At 64.1% G+C, this 14,552-nt stretch carries 15 protein-coding genes; 2 read left to right on the top strand and 13 right to left on the bottom strand.

Translation table 11 applies throughout. From position 1 onward, the window contains the following. Positions 1-29: 29 nt before the first annotated feature. The 10 genes from P9236_RS09885 to P9236_RS09840 form a co-directional block, all read right to left on the bottom strand. Entirely contained in the window at positions 30-1,307 is a 1,278-nt protein-coding gene (locus P9236_RS09885) for an L-fuconate dehydratase (RefSeq protein ID WP_278074430.1), read from the bottom strand. 13 nt (positions 1,308-1,320) lie between these two features. Further along, positions 1,321-2,052, bottom strand: a complete 732-nt coding sequence (locus P9236_RS09880) for an SDR family oxidoreductase (RefSeq protein ID WP_278074429.1) — start codon at positions 2,050-2,052, stop codon at positions 1,321-1,323. A gap of 19 nt (positions 2,053-2,071) precedes the next feature. Beyond that, positions 2,072-2,524, bottom strand: a complete 453-nt coding sequence (locus P9236_RS09875) for a MaoC/PaaZ C-terminal domain-containing protein (RefSeq protein ID WP_278074428.1) — start codon at positions 2,522-2,524, stop codon at positions 2,072-2,074. 8 nt (positions 2,525-2,532) lie between these two features. Then, positions 2,533-3,606 (bottom strand): Gfo/Idh/MocA family oxidoreductase, encoded by a 1,074-nt coding sequence (locus P9236_RS09870; RefSeq protein ID WP_278074427.1) that lies wholly within the window; start codon positions 3,604-3,606, stop codon positions 2,533-2,535. Continuing rightward, the gene (locus P9236_RS09865) at positions 3,599-3,928 is read right to left on the bottom strand and encodes an L-rhamnose mutarotase (protein WP_278074426.1); all 330 of its coding nucleotides are present in this window, start codon (positions 3,926-3,928) and stop codon (positions 3,599-3,601) included. Before P9236_RS09865 ends, P9236_RS09870 begins: the two co-directional genes overlap by 8 nt. Position 3,929: 1 nt before the next feature. Next, positions 3,930-5,051: a mandelate racemase/muconate lactonizing enzyme family protein gene (locus P9236_RS09860; protein WP_278074425.1), complete on the bottom strand. Its 1,122-nt coding sequence runs from the start codon at positions 5,049-5,051 to the stop codon at positions 3,930-3,932. A 2-nt stretch (positions 5,052-5,053) separates the two neighbouring features. Next, the gene (ugpC, locus tag P9236_RS09855) at positions 5,054-6,151 is read right to left on the bottom strand and encodes a sn-glycerol-3-phosphate ABC transporter ATP-binding protein UgpC (protein ID WP_278074424.1); all 1,098 of its coding nucleotides are present in this window, start codon (positions 6,149-6,151) and stop codon (positions 5,054-5,056) included. 4 nt (positions 6,152-6,155) lie between these two features. Beyond that, positions 6,156-7,022: a carbohydrate ABC transporter permease gene (locus P9236_RS09850; protein WP_278074423.1), complete on the bottom strand. Its 867-nt coding sequence runs from the start codon at positions 7,020-7,022 to the stop codon at positions 6,156-6,158. 2 nt (positions 7,023-7,024) lie between these two features. Next, positions 7,025-7,921: a sugar ABC transporter permease gene (locus P9236_RS09845; protein WP_278074422.1), complete on the bottom strand. Its 897-nt coding sequence runs from the start codon at positions 7,919-7,921 to the stop codon at positions 7,025-7,027. Between the two features lie 209 nt (positions 7,922-8,130). Next, positions 8,131-9,444 carry a sugar ABC transporter substrate-binding protein gene (locus P9236_RS09840; RefSeq protein WP_278074421.1) on the bottom strand — a complete coding sequence of 438 codons (1,314 nt, stop codon included), beginning with the start codon at positions 9,442-9,444 and terminating at the stop codon, positions 8,131-8,133. A 156-nt stretch (positions 9,445-9,600) separates the two neighbouring features. On the opposite strand from P9236_RS09840, the gene P9236_RS09835 reads away from it, so the two are divergent. Further along, complete coding sequence (locus P9236_RS09835) at positions 9,601-10,386, top strand: IclR family transcriptional regulator (RefSeq protein WP_278074420.1); 786 nt, start codon at positions 9,601-9,603, stop codon at positions 10,384-10,386. A 75-nt stretch (positions 10,387-10,461) separates the two neighbouring features. Then, on the top strand, positions 10,462-11,298 hold the full coding sequence (locus P9236_RS09830; RefSeq protein ID WP_278074419.1) for an amidohydrolase: 837 nt from the start codon (positions 10,462-10,464) through the stop codon (positions 11,296-11,298). Positions 11,299-11,333: 35 nt separating this feature from the next. Here the strand turns inward: P9236_RS09830 and P9236_RS09825 are convergent, their stop codons facing one another. The 3 genes from P9236_RS09825 to P9236_RS09815 are packed head-to-tail and all read right to left on the bottom strand — an operon-like array spanning position 11,334 to position 14,184. Further along, entirely contained in the window at positions 11,334-12,479 is a 1,146-nt protein-coding gene (locus P9236_RS09825) for an extracellular solute-binding protein (RefSeq protein WP_278074418.1), read from the bottom strand. After that, a complete protein-coding gene (locus tag P9236_RS09820; RefSeq protein WP_278074417.1) occupies positions 12,476-13,636 on the bottom strand; it encodes a CaiB/BaiF CoA-transferase family protein in 1,161 nt (386 codons plus the stop codon). The genes P9236_RS09825 and P9236_RS09820 overlap by 4 nt, the downstream gene beginning before the upstream one ends. Continuing rightward, the gene (locus P9236_RS09815; protein ID WP_278074671.1) at positions 13,633-14,184 is read right to left on the bottom strand and encodes a MaoC family dehydratase; all 552 of its coding nucleotides are present in this window, start codon (positions 14,182-14,184) and stop codon (positions 13,633-13,635) included. Before P9236_RS09815 ends, P9236_RS09820 begins: the two co-directional genes overlap by 4 nt. Positions 14,185-14,552 lie beyond the last annotated feature (368 nt).

The raw sequence follows: 14,552 nt of genomic DNA, 5'->3' as shown, positions 1-14,552 counted from the left end.
GGCGCCCAATTGCCTGCGTACGGCCGCTTTCAACCGCGGAATTGGTAGGCGGCAATGGACTCCGGTTTCATCTCGATCGAGAAACCCGGCGCCGCCGGCGGCATGTAGGCCGCGTTCTCGATGACGCAGGGCTCGAGGAAATGCTCGTGCAGGTGATCGACATATTCGATCACTCGGCCCTGCTTGGTGCCGGAAACAGCGACATAGTCGATCATCGAAAGATGCTGGACATATTCGCACAAGCCCACGCCACCGGCATGCGGCCAGACCGGCAGGCCGAACTTGGCCGCGATCAGCAGGACGGCCAGCACCTCGTTGAGCCCGCCCATGCGGCAGGAATCGATCTGCACAACGTCGATGGCGCCGCCGGCGATGAACTGCTTGAACATGATGCGGTTCTGGCACATTTCGCCCGTCGCGACCTTGATTGGCGCCACCGCGTTGCGGATTTTCGCATGGCCAGCGACATCGTCCGGACTGGTCGGCTCCTCGATGAAGAATGGCTTGGCGAAGGCCAGATCGCGCAGCCAGTCGATCGCCTGGCCGACCTCCCAGACCTGGTTGGCGTCGATCATCAGGTGGCGGTCCGGACCGATCACTTCGCGGGCGATCCTGAGACGACGGATGTCGTCGGCGCGATCGCGACCCACTTTCAACTTGATGTGATTGAAACCCTGGTCGACCGCTTCCCGGCAGAGCCGCCGCAGCTTGTCATCCGGATAGCCGAGCCAGCCGGCCGAGGTGGTGTAGCAGGCATAGCCTTCGCGCTCGAGCGTGGCGATGCGCTCGGCCTTCCCCGCTTCGGCTCGCTTCAGAATCTCCAGCGCCTCGGCTGGCGTGATCGCATCAGTGAGATAGCGGAAGTCGACGATGCGCACGATCTCTTCAGGGCTCATCTCGGCGACCAGGCGCCAGACCGGCTTGCCAGCTTCCTTCGCCCACAGGTCCCAGACCGCATTGACCACCGCGCCGACGGCGAGATGCATGGCGCCCTTGTCCGGGCCGATCCAGCGCAACTGGCTGTCGCCGGTCACGTGATGCCAGAAACGGCCGGGATCCTCTCTGACCCAGTCGAGGTCGAGCCCGGCGACGAGATGGCGCAGCGCCTCGATCGCCGCGCAGCAGATATCGTTGCCGCGGCCGATCGTGAAGGTGAGCCCATGGCCGTTCAGCGAGGGTACGTCGGTGTCGAGGATGACGTAGGCCGCGGAATAATCCGGATCGGGGTTCATCGCGTCCGACCCGTCGAGGCTTTGCGAGGTTGGAAAGCGCAGGTCGAAAACTCGAAGATCGGTAATGCGGGTCATGCTCGGTGCCTCATCAGATCGACCAGCCGCCGTCGATATTATAGGCCTGTCCGGTCGTATAGGTGGCGCCGGCGAGATAGACTGCAAGATCGGCAATCTCCCCAGCCGTGCCCAGCCTGCCCATCGGCTGGCGGGCGATAAAGGCTGCGCGAGCCGCTTCGTAGTCGCCTTGGGCGCGCATGCGGCTTTCGAGCGACGGGCTCTCCACCGTGCCGGGGCAGATCGCATTGCAGCGGATGCCTCTAGCGACATAGTCGGCGGCGATCGATTTGGTCAGGCCGATCACGGCCGCCTTGGTCACGCCATAGGCGAAGCGGTTAGGCACGCCCTTCGGGGCGCCAGCGACCGAGGACATGTTGATGATCGCGCCGTCGCCGCGCTCCAGCATGCCGGGCAGCACGGCGCGGATGGTGCGGATCATGGCGCGCACATTGAGATTGAAGGCGAAGTCGAGGTCGTCGTCCTTCATCTCGAGGATGGAGCCGGAATGGACGAAGCCGGCGCAGTTGAACAGCACGTCGACGCGGCCGATCTCGGCGAAGGCTGCCGCGACAGCCGCATCGTTCAGAACGTCGAGCTTGCGGGTTACGATCGCTTTACGGCCGTTGAGCTCGGCCAGCGCGGCTTCGTTGATGTCGGTGGCGTGGACAGCGGCGCCAGCCTTGGCAAAGGCCAGCGCGCTTGCCCGACCGATGCCCTGCGCCGCCGCGGTAACGACCACGATTTTCCCCGTCAGATCAGCCATGTTGTTTTGTCTCCGTCTTTCAGCCGAGTCGCGGACGCCGCTCGACGATATAGATGTGGTCCGCAGCCAGCACGACCTCATCGCGCTGGTTCAAAACTTCGACGCGCTCGATGACGCGCCCTGAGTCCGGCCGTTTCGGATCGTCTTCTTTTGCTGCGATCGTCGTGCGCGTGCGGATCGTATCGCCGATGAAGACCGGCTTGATGAAGCGCAGCCTGTCATAACCATAGGAGAAGGCGACCGGATTGACGACGCTCGCCGTCAGGCCGACGCCGACGGAAAACACCAGCGTGCCATGCGCGATGCGCTGACCGAAAGGCGTCGTCTTCATGAACTCGGCGTCCATGTGGTGCGGAAAGAAATCGCCGGTGTGACCGGCATGGACGACGAAGTCGGTCTCGGTGATGGTGCGGCCGCTGGTGAGCCGCGACGAGCCGATCTCGTAGTCTTCGAAATACATGACCTGTTCCATCTCGTGCCCTACGGTTTTGCGGCCGGCGGCGTCGCCGGCGCGGCGCTCGATTTATAGGCGGCCTCGACCAGCGCCATGGTGTTCCAGGCGTCCTCGACGGAACTGACCAGCTCGGCGTCCTCGCCAGACGCGAAGCGCTGGACATTGGCCATGCGTCCGACAAAGGCGTCGGGAAACCATTCGCCGGCGAGCGGCACGCTCACCCAGTCCGACCCGCCCTTCGGGTAGATTTCCAAAACGTCAGGCTCGCCGCGCGGATAGTCGAGATTGAGGCCGAGCTTGACGTAGGCGGCGCCTTCGGTGCCGCAGATGCGAAACTCGCAGGCTTGGTGGCGGCGCCCGAACTTGTGGTCGTGATTGATCGAGAGCGCGCAGCGCACCGTCTCGCCATAGTCGAGAATGGCGCTGGTGCGGGTCTGCGCGACCTTGTGATTGGGATGACCCAAGGTCTTGGCGTGCACGCCTTTGGGGTCGCCGAGAAGCTGCCGGATCAGGTCTAGATAGTGGATCGAATGCATGGCAATCTCGACGCGCGGCGCCTTGAGCAGGAATTCCCAGAGCTGCCACGGGGTGGCCAGCGCCAGCCAGGCGTCGAAGTCGACGACCTCGCCAAGCCAGCCCTCGGCGATCGCATCTTTCAGCGCCAGCATCATCGGCGCGAAGCGGAGCTGGAAATTCACGGCAGCCTTGAGGTTTTTGGCGCGGCAGATTTCGAGGATCTCGGTCGCCTCGCCGAGATAGTTGCCCATCGGCTTCTGGATCAATGCGACCGCATCGTCGGGCAGAGCCTTCAGCACTTCGGCGTGCCGGCCGGGTGGCGTTGCGAGATCGAAGATCGCGTCCTTGACGGCGGACGCCTCGTCCACCGAGCGGAACGCCGTCACGCCCCATTGCTCAGCCAGTTTTCCGGCCTTGGCATGGCCGGGATCGTAGAGGCCGGCAACCGGAAAGCCGGCCTTGCGATAGGCCGGAAAATGCGCGTCGCCGACGATCGAGCCGGCACCGAAGGTGACGATCGGGCGCGGCTTCGCAGGAGCCGGCCAGGACTGCGCCAGCGATCGAGGATCGAAAGCGTCAGTCATGGTGGAAGACTTCATCCATCATCGCCCACCATTCGCCTTCCTGCCTGGTCGGCAAAGGCTCCTGGCAAGGCATGCAGACCGCCCACCATTCCTGGGTCTTGGGGTCCGCGGCCATCTTGGCCATGTCGGCGGCGTAGTCGGTGCCGTGATACTCGAAATAGGAGAACAGCAGGTTCTCCGGCCGCTTGAGGTAGATCGAGTAGTTCCTGATGTTGCAGGCCGAGATCATCTTGAGCACGTCCGGCCAGACGGCGGCGTGCAGGCGCGCATATTCCTCGACCTTCTCCGGCTTGAGGCCGAGCACCATGCCCATTCGCTGCATCTCAATCCCTCCGTTCGGTGACGGTGACGTCGAATTCGGCGATGCTGCGCGCCTTGAGCGCATCGAAATCCCAGTCGATGCCGAGGCCTGGCTCGCTCGGCGCCAGCGCATGGCCGTTCTCGATCACCATCTTCTTGCCCGTCAACTCGTCCAGTTGCGGAATGTATTCGACATATTTGCCGTTCGGCACCGCGCAGGCCAGGCTGACATGCAACTCCATCAGGAAATGCGGGCAGATGGGCATGTCGAAGGCTTCCGCCATATGCGCCACCTTCAGCCAGGGCGTGATGCCACCGACGCGGCCGACGTCGACCTGCACGATGTTGCAGCCGCCCTTCTGCATATATTCGCGGAAATGACGGATCGAATAAAGCGACTCGCCGACCGCCACCGGCGTAGCGGTCGAATTCGACAGCCGCACATGGCCATCGATGTCGTCGGCCGGCAGCGGCTCCTCGATCCAGGCGAGATCGAGATCGCGCAGCCGCTCGGCGCGCCGGATGGCCTCGTCGACGGAAAAACCCTGGTTGCAGTCGGTCATGATCTCGTAGCCGTCGCCGACGGCCTGGCGCACCGCGGACAGCCGGGCGAAGTCCTCCGAGCCATGCGGCCTGCCGATCTTCACCTTGGAGCCGGTGAAGCCTTTCGCCTTGGCCGCCAACGCATCCTCGACGAGCGCTTCCGTCTCGATGTGCAGCCAGCCGCCTTCGGTGGTGTAGAGCGGACAGCGATCCTTGGCGCCGCCGGCAAGCTTCCAGAGCGGCAGCTTCTGCTTGCGCGCCCGAAGATCCCAAAGCGCGGTGTCGATCGCAGCGAGCGCGATGGCCGTGATGGCGCCGATCGTCGTGGCATGGGTCGCGAATTCGAGATCGTGCCAGATGGCCTCGATCCGGTCGGCATCCTCACCGATCAGCCGCGGCGCGAGGTGGTCGGCCAGAAGCCGCATCACCGAAGAGCCGCCAGTTCCGATCGTGTAGGAATAGCCCATGCCGACCGCGCCGTCGGCGTCGGTGATGGTGACGATCGGAGTCTCCTGGCTGACGAAACTCTGGATCGCGTCGGTGCGCTTCACCTTCGGCACCAGATCGACCATTGCAAGCTCGACTTTCTCGATCTTCGCCATCGTCAGCTCCTCAAGGATTTACCGGTTTCGGCGGAAAAGAGATGCGCCTGCGACAGGTCGAAGTGCATCACGACACGGTCGCCCGCCCTCAGGGGCCTGGGGTTCAGCATGCGCGAGACCCAGTCGCGGCGGTCGAAGTCGGCGAACACCAGGGTTTCGTTGCCGAGCGGCTCCGTCACCGTCACGGGCAGCTCCGTCTCATAAACGTCCGCCGCGTCGCCGGAGTGCAAACCATGGCCAGCCGGATAGAGATCGTCGGGGCGCAGCCCGAACACCACCTTGTCGCCGGCGCCGACCTTGGCCTTGAACCGTCCGGGCAGCGGCAGGCTCTGGCCGCTGGCGAAGACGACCTTGCCGTCGTCGACGGTCGCCTCCTGCAGGTTCATCGGCGGCGAGCCGATGAACCCAGCGACGAAGCGCGTCGCCGGCCGCTGGAAGACTTCGTCCGGTGTGCCGACCTGCTCGATATGGCCGTCGCGCATGATGACGATGCGGTCGGCGAGCGTCATCGCCTCGACCTGGTCGTGCGTGACGTAGATGACGGTGGACTTCACCTTGGCGTGCAGCTTCTTGATCTCGGTGCGCATCTGGGTGCGCAGCTTGGCGTCGAGATTCGAGAGCGGCTCGTCGAACAGGAAGACGTCCGGATCGCGCACGATGGCGCGGCCCATGGCGACGCGCTGGCGCTGGCCGCCGGAGAGCTGCGAAGGGCGGCGCTCCAGCAGCGCGTCGAGGCCGAGAATGGCCGAGGCCTCGGCGACGCGACGGTCCATCTCCTCCTTCGGCGCGCCGGCGATCTTCAGCGAGAAGCCGAGATTCTCGCGCACCGTCATATGCGGATAGAGCGCGTAGGACTGGAACACCATCGAGATGTTGCGCGAGCGCGGCGGCAGGTCGTTGACGACGCGGCCGCCGATCTCGATCGTGCCGCCGGAGATGTCCTCCAGCCCGGCGATCATGCGCAGCGTGGTCGACTTGCCGCAGCCCGACGGCCCGACGAGCGCGATGAACTCGCGGTCGGCGACGTCGAGGTCGATGCCGTGCACGATCTCCATGTTGCCGTAACGCTTGGTGAGTTTCTTGAGCGAGACAATCGCCATCGGATCAACCTTTCACCGCGCCGGAGGTCAGGCCGCCGACGAGGTGTTTTTGCACGATGAAGGTGAGGATAAGCGCCGGAATGATCATAACCACGGCCAGCGCGCACATGCCGCGCCAATCGATGGTGAATTCGGCGGTGTAGTCGAGCAGCCCGACGGGCAGCGTCTTGGAGTTAATCGAGCGCGTCAGCTGGGAAGCCAGCGCAAACTCGTTCCAGGAGGTTAGGAAGGCGAAGATGCCGGCTGACGCGATGCCCGGCCCGGCAAGCGGAAACTCGACCTGCCAGAAGGCCTGCCAGCGCGTGCAGCCGTCGATCTGTGCCGCCTCGGCCAAGTCCTTCGGCACCTGGCGGAAGAAGCCATCGATCAGCCAGATGGTGAAGGGCACGTTCAGCGCGACATAGGCCAGGATCAGGCCGAAATGCGTGTCGATGATGTCGAGCCGCGCATAGACGAAGAACAGCGGCAGCGAGAGCGCGATGCCGGGCACGGTGCGCGTCAGCATCAGGCCGAGGAACATCGCCGATTTGCCGCGGAAGCGGTAGCGCGCGAACGCGTAACCGCCGGCCATGCCGATGGCGATGGCAATCACGGTAGACGTGACCGAGATGATCAGCGAGTTGCGGAAGTAGTCCAGGACGGGGATACCGCCCTTGCCGACGCCGCTGAACATGGCGATGTAGGCGTCGAGCGAGACCTGCTGCGGGATCCAGACCGGCGGCTTGGCGAGGATCTCGACCGTCGGCCGCAGCGAGGACAGCACGATCCAGATGCCGGGCAGGCAGATCAAAAGCATGGCAAGGAACAGGCCGACGCGGTGCGCGACGGTTGCAGCGCGGCGCTTCAGGCGGGCGGATGCGTTGGCGTCCATTCTCACCACTCCGCGCCGATCTGGGTGCTCGCCGCGGCGAGCTTCTTGAAGAAATAGACGGTGAAGACGATCGACAGCAGGATCGAAAAATAGGCCATCGCGTTGGCAACGCCCATGCGCGCGTCGCTGTAGGCGGTGCGCGCCACCAGCGTCCACAAAAGTTCCGTGCGGCCTGCCGGGCCGCCATCGGTCATGATCTTGACGATGTCATAGGCGCGCGCGACGTCGAGCGAGCGGATGGTCATGGCGATATAGGCGAAGGGCATGATGAAGGGCCAGGTCACATAGCGGAAGGTCTGCCACGGCGTGCAGCCGTCGACGCGCGCCGCCTCGACCGGCTCCTTCGGCATGGCGAGCAGGCCGGCCAGGATCAGGATCGCGAAGATCGAAGTCGACGACCAGATCTCGGCGATGGAGATGGCGATGAAGGCGAGATGGCCTTCGATCAGCCAGGGGATCGCGTCCTGCGTGATGCCCAGCGACTGCAATGCGTTGTTCACCAGCCCGATATTGTCGTTGAACATGAACTTGAACTGGAAGCCGACCAGGATCGGCGAGAACATCATCGGGAACATCATGATGGTGCGCAGCAGCCGCTGGCCGCGGCTGGCCTTCTCGACCAGCAGCGCCAGGCCGAGCCCCAGCAGCATCTCGAGATTGAGCGCTATGGTGAGCAGAAGCACGGTGCGGCCGAAAGCCCACCAGAAATTCGCGTCGGACAGAATGTTGCGATAGTTGCGCAGCCCGATGAAGGTGAAGAAGGTCTCCGGCCGGGTCAGCCTGAACGGCGTGAAGCTGGAATAGAAGGACAGGCAGAGCGGCACGACCACCACGGCCGCCAGCACGAGCACGGCCGGCAGCAGAAGAAGGGTTGGCGCGGAAAGCCGCTTGGCCGTCATGCAATGTCCCAAGATATCTGCGCGGCCGGCGATCCAATCGCAGGGCGGCCGCATCGGTCAAAGCGGCGCCGGCCACAAGACCGGCGCCGCTGGGAGGATGGTTCCTTAAAGCGCGTCGTGCTGAAACGAATTCAGGCGACGCTCTTTAATTCCTTGTTCTTGTGCATGTCGTCTTCGCAAAACCGCTGCACACTTTTGCGCGACATGCATTAGAGCTTGCCGGCGTCCTCGAGGATCTGCGTCGCCTTGGCGGCCGCGTCGTCGAGCGCCTGCTTGGAGGTCTTGTCGCCGAGGATGGCGGCCTGCAGCTCCGGATAGACGGCGTTGGAGATCTCGATCCACTCCGGGGTCTGCGGCACCGGGAAGGCGTTCTTGGCGGCTTCCTGGAAGGCCTGCAGCACCTCGGTCTTGTAAGGGTCGGACTTCGCTTGCTCGAGGTCCCATTCCCAGACCTTGGTGCGGGTGGGCAGCGGGCCGGCGGCTGCCTCCAGCTTCTGGCTGTCCTCATTGGTCAGCCACCAGACGAGCGAGGCGGCGGCTTCCTTGTTGGCGCAGTTCTCGGTCACCGAGAAGCCGTGCGCGCCGGACCAGCCCGAGCGCTTGCCGGACGAACCCTTCGGCTGGACCTTGACGCCGACATTGCCTGCAATCTTCGACGATTTCGGGTCGTTGAAGAAGCCAGCCCAGCCCGGCCAGTCGAGGTTGATCGCCACGGTGCCGGAAGCGAAGCCCTGGCCGAGATCGTCCCACAGATAGTTGGTCGTGCCGGCGGGCACGGCCTTCGCCTTGTAGAGCTTGACGAACCAGTCGAGCGCCTTGACGCCGGCGTCCGAGTTGAAGGCCGGCTTGCCGTCCTTGTCGAGATATTCGCCGCCGTCGGCAATCAGCATCTCGTAGAAGCGGCCGTTGATCGCCTCTTCCTTGCCGGCATATTGCGTGCCGTAGAAATCGGGCGGGCTGGCGAAGAATTCCGCCTGCTGGGCCATCTCGTCGAAGGTGTCCGGGGGAGCGAGGTCCTCGCCGTATTTCTCCTTATAGGCCTTCTTCTTGGCTTCGTCCTGATAGAGGCTCTTCTGGTAGTAGAGTGCCGAGACGTCGAACTGCGCGCGCGGCAGCATCACCAGCTTGCCGTCGAGCGTCCCCGCCGCGATGTTGGCCGGGACGAAGGCGTCGATCTCCTCCTTAGGCAAGAGCTTGGCGAGATCGGTGTAGATGCCCGGATATTGCGGCGCGAATGAGGTGTGGTTGGAACCGACGCACCAGGTGATCGAATTGGAGGCGATGTCCGACTTGATCTCCTTGTCGAGATCGAAGTGGTTCTTCTTGGAGATGACGTTGACCTTGGCGCCGGTCGCCTTCTCCCACTCGCCGATGCGCTCGTAGAGCTTTTCGTATTGTTGGCCGCCGATCAGCTTGGCGTCGATGGTGACGCCGGGAAATTTGCCCGGCAGGTCGGCCGCGAATGCAGCGCCCGATGCCATGAGCAATGCGCCGGCGGCGACGCCGGAAAGCAATCTATTCATGAATTCCTCCCTGGACGGCCGGTGGCCGTCACGACCTGAAGCTCAACGCTTCATTCATATGCAAACAAAATATTCATAAGTCGTCAAGCTGAAACTTCTTCCCAATGAAGGCGCTCTTGCGTATATGAAGATGAAAATTCACCAGAGGGGCATCCGGTGCAGGACGACGAGGAAGACCGCTATCGCGCGCCGGCTCTGGACAAGGGGCTGGACATCCTGGAGCTGCTCGCCAGCGTCGACGGCGGCCTGACGCAGGCCGAGATCGCCAAGCGGCTCGACCGCAGCCCGAACGAGTTCTACCGGATGCTGGACCGGCTGGTGAAACGGGGCTACGTCACACGCCCCGACGGCGATCGCTATTCGCTGACGCTGAAGCTCTTCGGGCTCGGCCAGCTGCATGCGCCGGTGCGCAGGCTGGTTTCCTACGCCACCTCGATCATGCGCGAGCTGGCCGAAACCGCATGGCAGGCGAACCAACTCGTGGTGTTCGATCGCGGCAGCGCCGTCGTCATCGCGCAGCAGGAGGCGCCGCGATACTGGGGAATCTCCATCCGCGTCGGCTCGCATATCAGCCTGTTCGACACGGGGTCGGGACATGTGCTGCTGGCCTTCCGCTCGCCGGAAGAGCGCGAGATGATGATCGCCGAGCATTTGCGCAGCAACGAGGAGATGAAGTTGTCGCCCGACTTCTTCGCCCGCCTCGACCAGGTGCGCGACCGCGGCTATGAAATGATGGCTTCGCTGCAGACGGCCGGCGTCTACAATCTGTCGGCGCCGGTGCTCGGTCCCGACGGACGCGGCATCGCCGCGCTCACCATACCCTACATCACCCTGGTCAACGCGCCGGCCGCGCCCGATATCACCAGGACCATCACGCTGCTCCAGGCGGCGGCCGCTCGTCTGTCGCAACTTGCCGGATCGGATGTGAGACCCAAGGAGTAATTCTTATTTGAATGATGAATTCTCCCGTGGGATGATCTTTGGGTGGCATGCATAAGCGCGACAAGAGAGGAAGCCATGATCGTCGACACGCATCTGCATCTCATCGACAAGGCGGCGCTGCGCTATCCGTGGCTGACCGGCGTGCCGGCGCTCGACCGCGACTTCTCCCACGATGAATACGCAACCGAAGCGCGCCGCGCCGGCATAGAACTGGCGCTGCATATGGAGGTCGACGTCGACCCGGCCGATATTGAGGCAGAGACGGCCCATGTCGAAGGATTGTCGAAAAAGCCGGGCAGCCTGGTGCAGGGCGCGATCGTCTCGTGCCGGCCGGAAGAGGCCGGCTTCGCCACCTGGCTGGACAAGGTGAAAGCCGATCCTTTTGTGAAGGGTTTCCGCCGCGTGCTGCATGTGGTGCCCGACGACGTTTCCGAGGGCGCGCTGTTCCGCGAAAACATCAAGCGTATCGCCGGCAGCGGGCTGACCTTCGACCTCTGCGTGCTGCCGAGGCAAATGAGCCAAGCGATCGCGCTGGTCGATCTGGCGCCGGACGTGCAGTTCGTCCTCGATCATTGCGGCGTGCCCGACATCAAGGGCAAGGCCGAGCACCCCTGGCGCGAGCAGATCGCCGCGATCGCACGGCGCCCCAATGTCGTCGGCAAGATTTCCGGCGTCGTCGCCTATGCCGATCCCGCGACCTGGACCGCCGAAACGCTGCGGCCCTACGTCGAGCACACGATCGAAAGCTTCGGCTGGGACCGCGTCGTGTGGGGCAGCGACTGGCCGGTCTGCACGCTGGGCGGCGGACTGCTCGGCTGGGTGGCGGCGACGCATGCGCTCATCGCGGGCGCGAGCGAGACCGAGCGCGCCAAGCTGCTGTCCGGCAATGCGAAGACGCTTTGGCGGCTCTAAGCCACAACACTGCTGCGCAGGTCGAGAGACATGGATCAGCCGGCGACGGCCGGCGCGAAACTCTCGCGGAACAGGCGGTTGATGTCGGCAACGACACGGCTGGCGTCCTGCCGGCCGGCAAGGCCCTCGTTGAGGCGGTCGGATGCCGCCTGCTGGAACGCCATGTAGCCGTCATGGCGCGGGCGCACCCAGGCGCCTTCCAGCGTCGCCCGCGTGGCGCGATAGAAGTCGCCGGTCGCGGCGTTGACGGCCGCATCCTCCCATGCGGCGGCATGGCCCGGCTGGCCGCCGGCGGCGGCATAGGGTCCGCGCTGCACATCGCCGCTGGCGATCCAGTAGGCGAAGTCGATTGCTTGCCGGCCGGCAGCGGAGAAGGCCGAGACGGCAATGCCGGTGCCGCCGAGCGCGGAGCCGACCGGGCCGTTGCTGCCCACGGACGGCATGTCGCAAAAGAAAAGCCGGTTCGGGCGGAAACCGGCCGTTGCGTAAGGCACATAGCCATAGATCAGCGGCGCGCAGGCGATGCGCGAGCCGGCCTTTGCCATCTTCTCGAACACCGCGATCGGATCCATCGTCAGGCATACGGGGTCGACCAGCGCCGCGATCTCGCGCAGCATCTCGATGACCGTTTCGCCGGTCTCGGGATCGACCAGATCGCCCGGGCCTTCGACGGCGCATGGCCGGCCAAGATCGGCGGCTAAAGTGAAGAAGCACATCAGCGAGTGCGGCGGCCTGAGCGGCATGAGCACGCGGCCCCGTTCGGCAAGCTCCAGCACCTCGGTCCAGATCGTAGGCGCGGCCGCGATCAGATCGGGCCGCCAGGCCTGGACTTGGGTCGCGGCGTCGATCGGAAACGCCCATTGCCGCCCTTGCCAGTTGTAGCTCGGATAGGATCGACCGACGCTTGCCCTCGCCAGCGCGTCGCGTTCGGCCTCGCGGCCTGGCACGTCGAGCGGCGCCAGGCATTTTTCGGCGGTGATCTGACCGACATGCGGATGATCGATGACGATCAGGTCATAGGCGCGGGCGAGTTCTTCCACCGGGAAGGATTCGAAATCCTGCAGCGAGCGCTTCTCCCATTCGATCGAAACGCCGGTCTTTTCCTGCCACAGCCTGGAACAGGCGACCATCGGATCGTAGCCGCGCGGATGGTTCCAGGTCATGCCCTTGAGTGACATCATAGACCGAATTCCTCGCGGATTTTGGCGCTGTGCTCGCCGACGCGGGGTGCCGCCTGGTCGACCTTGGCGCGCACGCCGTCGATCCTCAGCGGCGACCGGGTGGTGTGGATCGACACACCGTCCTCGCGCGTCACCGTCTGCAGGAGGTCGAGCGCCGCAAAACCGTCGCTCTCCAGCACCTCCTTCCAGTTCAGCACCTTGGCGCACCAGATGTCGGCGGGCTCCAGGATGGCCAGCCATTCGTCGACCGACCTCTGCGCGATGCGCTGGGCGATGATCGCCTTGATCTCGTCGCGGGCGGTGAACCAGGTCGACGGCCGGTCGCAATAGGGCGCCAGCGCCTCGATCTCTAGCAGGTCGGCCAGCTTCGGGATCGGCGTCATGGCGATCGCCAGGAAACCGTCCTTGGCCGGATAGACGCCGTAGGGCGCCGCCAGATAGGCATGGGCGCTGCGGAAGGACGAGCGGCGCGGCAGGCGCCGGCCGTCGTTGAGGTGGGTCGTCAGGACCTCGAACTGGAAGTCGATCAGCGCCTCGAACAGGCTGGTCTCGACGTGGCCGCCTTGGCCGGTGATGCCGCGCCGGACAAGTGCTGCAAGGATGCCCTGCGCGCAGGCCGCGCCCGCCAGCATGTCGGCGATCGCCAGGCCGAAAGGCACCGGTCCCTGGTCCTCGTCGCCGTTCAGCCACATCACGCCGGAGCGCGCCTGGGCGAGCAGGTCCTGGCCCGGACGCTTCACCCACGGGCCTTCCTCGCCATAGCCGCTGATCGAGGCATAGACCAGGCGCGGGTTGAGCAAGCGCACATGCTCATAGTCGAGGCCGAGCCGCTCGATGACGCCGGGACGAAAATTCTGGATCAGCACGTCGGCCTTCGCGAGCAGGCCGCGCAGCGCTTTGAGGTCGTCCTCGTTCTTCAGATCGACGGCAAAACTTTCCTTGGCCCGATTGATGGCATGGAAGATGGTGGAATCGCCGCCAATCTCGGTGTCGCTGAGATAGAGCCGGCGCGAGAGGTCGCCGCCATCGGGCCGCTCGATCTTGATGACGCGGGCGCCAAGGTCGAGCAGCCTCAGCGAGCAGTAAGGTCCCGACAGGAACTGGCTCATGTCGACGACGACAAGGCCGGACAGCGGCAGGTCGGCGGCCATCGTCACTTCTCCGTCTTGCCGGCGAAGTCGGCCGGATTCCTGTATTTCACGGTCTGCAGGTGCTCGCAGTAGAGCACCAGCTCGCCTTCGCCCTTGAATACCTCGTAGCTGGCGCGGATCAGCCCCATGTCATGATAGCGGGGCTTCTTTTCCATGTTGGTGCGGATCGAATAGATGGTGTCGCCGATGAAAACCGGCTTGATGAAGCGGAGCTTGTCGTAGCCGTAGGAAAAGGCGTTGACGCAATTGGTGGCGACAAGGCCGAGCCCGGCGGAGAACACGAACGCGCCGGCGACCAGGCGCCTGCCGAAAATGCCTTCGCGCTCGGCGAACATCTGGTCCTGCACATAAGGGTGGATGTCGAGCACCAGAGTGTTGAAGAGATGGCTGTCGCCTTCGGCCATGGTGCGGCGGAGCGAGCGGATCTTCTGGCCGACCGGCCAATCCTCATAAAACCAGTTTTCGGCGTTCCACACCGGCAGCTCGGCGTGATCGGCCGGCATGTCGGAAGGGTGTGTCGAAGCGACGCCGACGGTGGGCGGGAAGCTGGTGATCATCCTGTTCGTCCGCTGCCGGAGAATAGGCCGCGCCGTCCGGCTAGGCCGGAGCCAAACGCGATCGATCCTCCCCAAATCTTCTCTTGTGAAGATTATATTCACATATGAGATTTAGGTACAAGCGGGGTTAGGCAGAAATCTTACCCGCCCTGCCGAACCCCGACGGCGCCGTATTGGTGGTGGAAGCGGTAACGTCCCGCAGGAACGCAAGGGTTGATAGCGAAGGCTGAGCCCGGGCAACCAGGAAAGCGCGTAGCGACCTTCCGCCCGGAATCACGCAGAAATAAATGGCTATTAGGCAACTCTACAACGTCAAATACCCTTATCGGTTGTAGAATTTGGAAGATCAGTTGTAGCAGAAGAGC

This window comes from Mesorhizobium sp. WSM4884 (assembly GCF_029625675.1).
Classification (GTDB): domain Bacteria; phylum Pseudomonadota; class Alphaproteobacteria; order Rhizobiales; family Rhizobiaceae; genus Mesorhizobium.
This window is presented reverse-complemented; position numbering and strand designations above follow the sequence as displayed.

Excerpts from the sequence above, each read along its gene's own strand:
- P9236_RS09880 (WP_278074429.1), bottom strand. The coding sequence starts at position 2,052 with ATGGCTGATCTGACGGGGAAAATCGTGGTCGTTACCGCGGCGGCGCAG.
- P9236_RS09860 (WP_278074425.1), bottom strand. The coding sequence starts at position 5,051 with ATGGCGAAGATCGAGAAAGTCGAGCTTGCAATGGTCGATCTGGTGCCG.
- P9236_RS09870 (WP_278074427.1), bottom strand. The coding sequence starts at position 3,606 with ATGACTGACGCTTTCGATCCTCGATCGCTGGCGCAGTCCTGGCCGGCT.
- ugpC (WP_278074424.1), bottom strand. The coding sequence starts at position 6,151 with ATGGCGATTGTCTCGCTCAAGAAACTCACCAAGCGTTACGGCAACATG.
- P9236_RS09850 (WP_278074423.1), bottom strand. The coding sequence starts at position 7,022 with ATGGACGCCAACGCATCCGCCCGCCTGAAGCGCCGCGCTGCAACCGTC.
- P9236_RS09845 (WP_278074422.1), bottom strand. The coding sequence starts at position 7,921 with ATGACGGCCAAGCGGCTTTCCGCGCCAACCCTTCTTCTGCTGCCGGCC.
- P9236_RS09825 (WP_278074418.1), bottom strand. The coding sequence starts at position 12,479 with ATGATGTCACTCAAGGGCATGACCTGGAACCATCCGCGCGGCTACGAT.
- P9236_RS09885 (WP_278074430.1), bottom strand. The coding sequence starts at position 1,307 with ATGACCCGCATTACCGATCTTCGAGTTTTCGACCTGCGCTTTCCAACC.
- P9236_RS09865 (WP_278074426.1), bottom strand. The coding sequence starts at position 3,928 with ATGCAGCGAATGGGCATGGTGCTCGGCCTCAAGCCGGAGAAGGTCGAG.
- P9236_RS09875 (WP_278074428.1), bottom strand. The coding sequence starts at position 2,524 with ATGGAACAGGTCATGTATTTCGAAGACTACGAGATCGGCTCGTCGCGG.
- P9236_RS09840 (WP_278074421.1), bottom strand. The coding sequence starts at position 9,444 with ATGAATAGATTGCTTTCCGGCGTCGCCGCCGGCGCATTGCTCATGGCA.
- P9236_RS09830 (WP_278074419.1), top strand. The coding sequence starts at position 10,462 with ATGATCGTCGACACGCATCTGCATCTCATCGACAAGGCGGCGCTGCGC.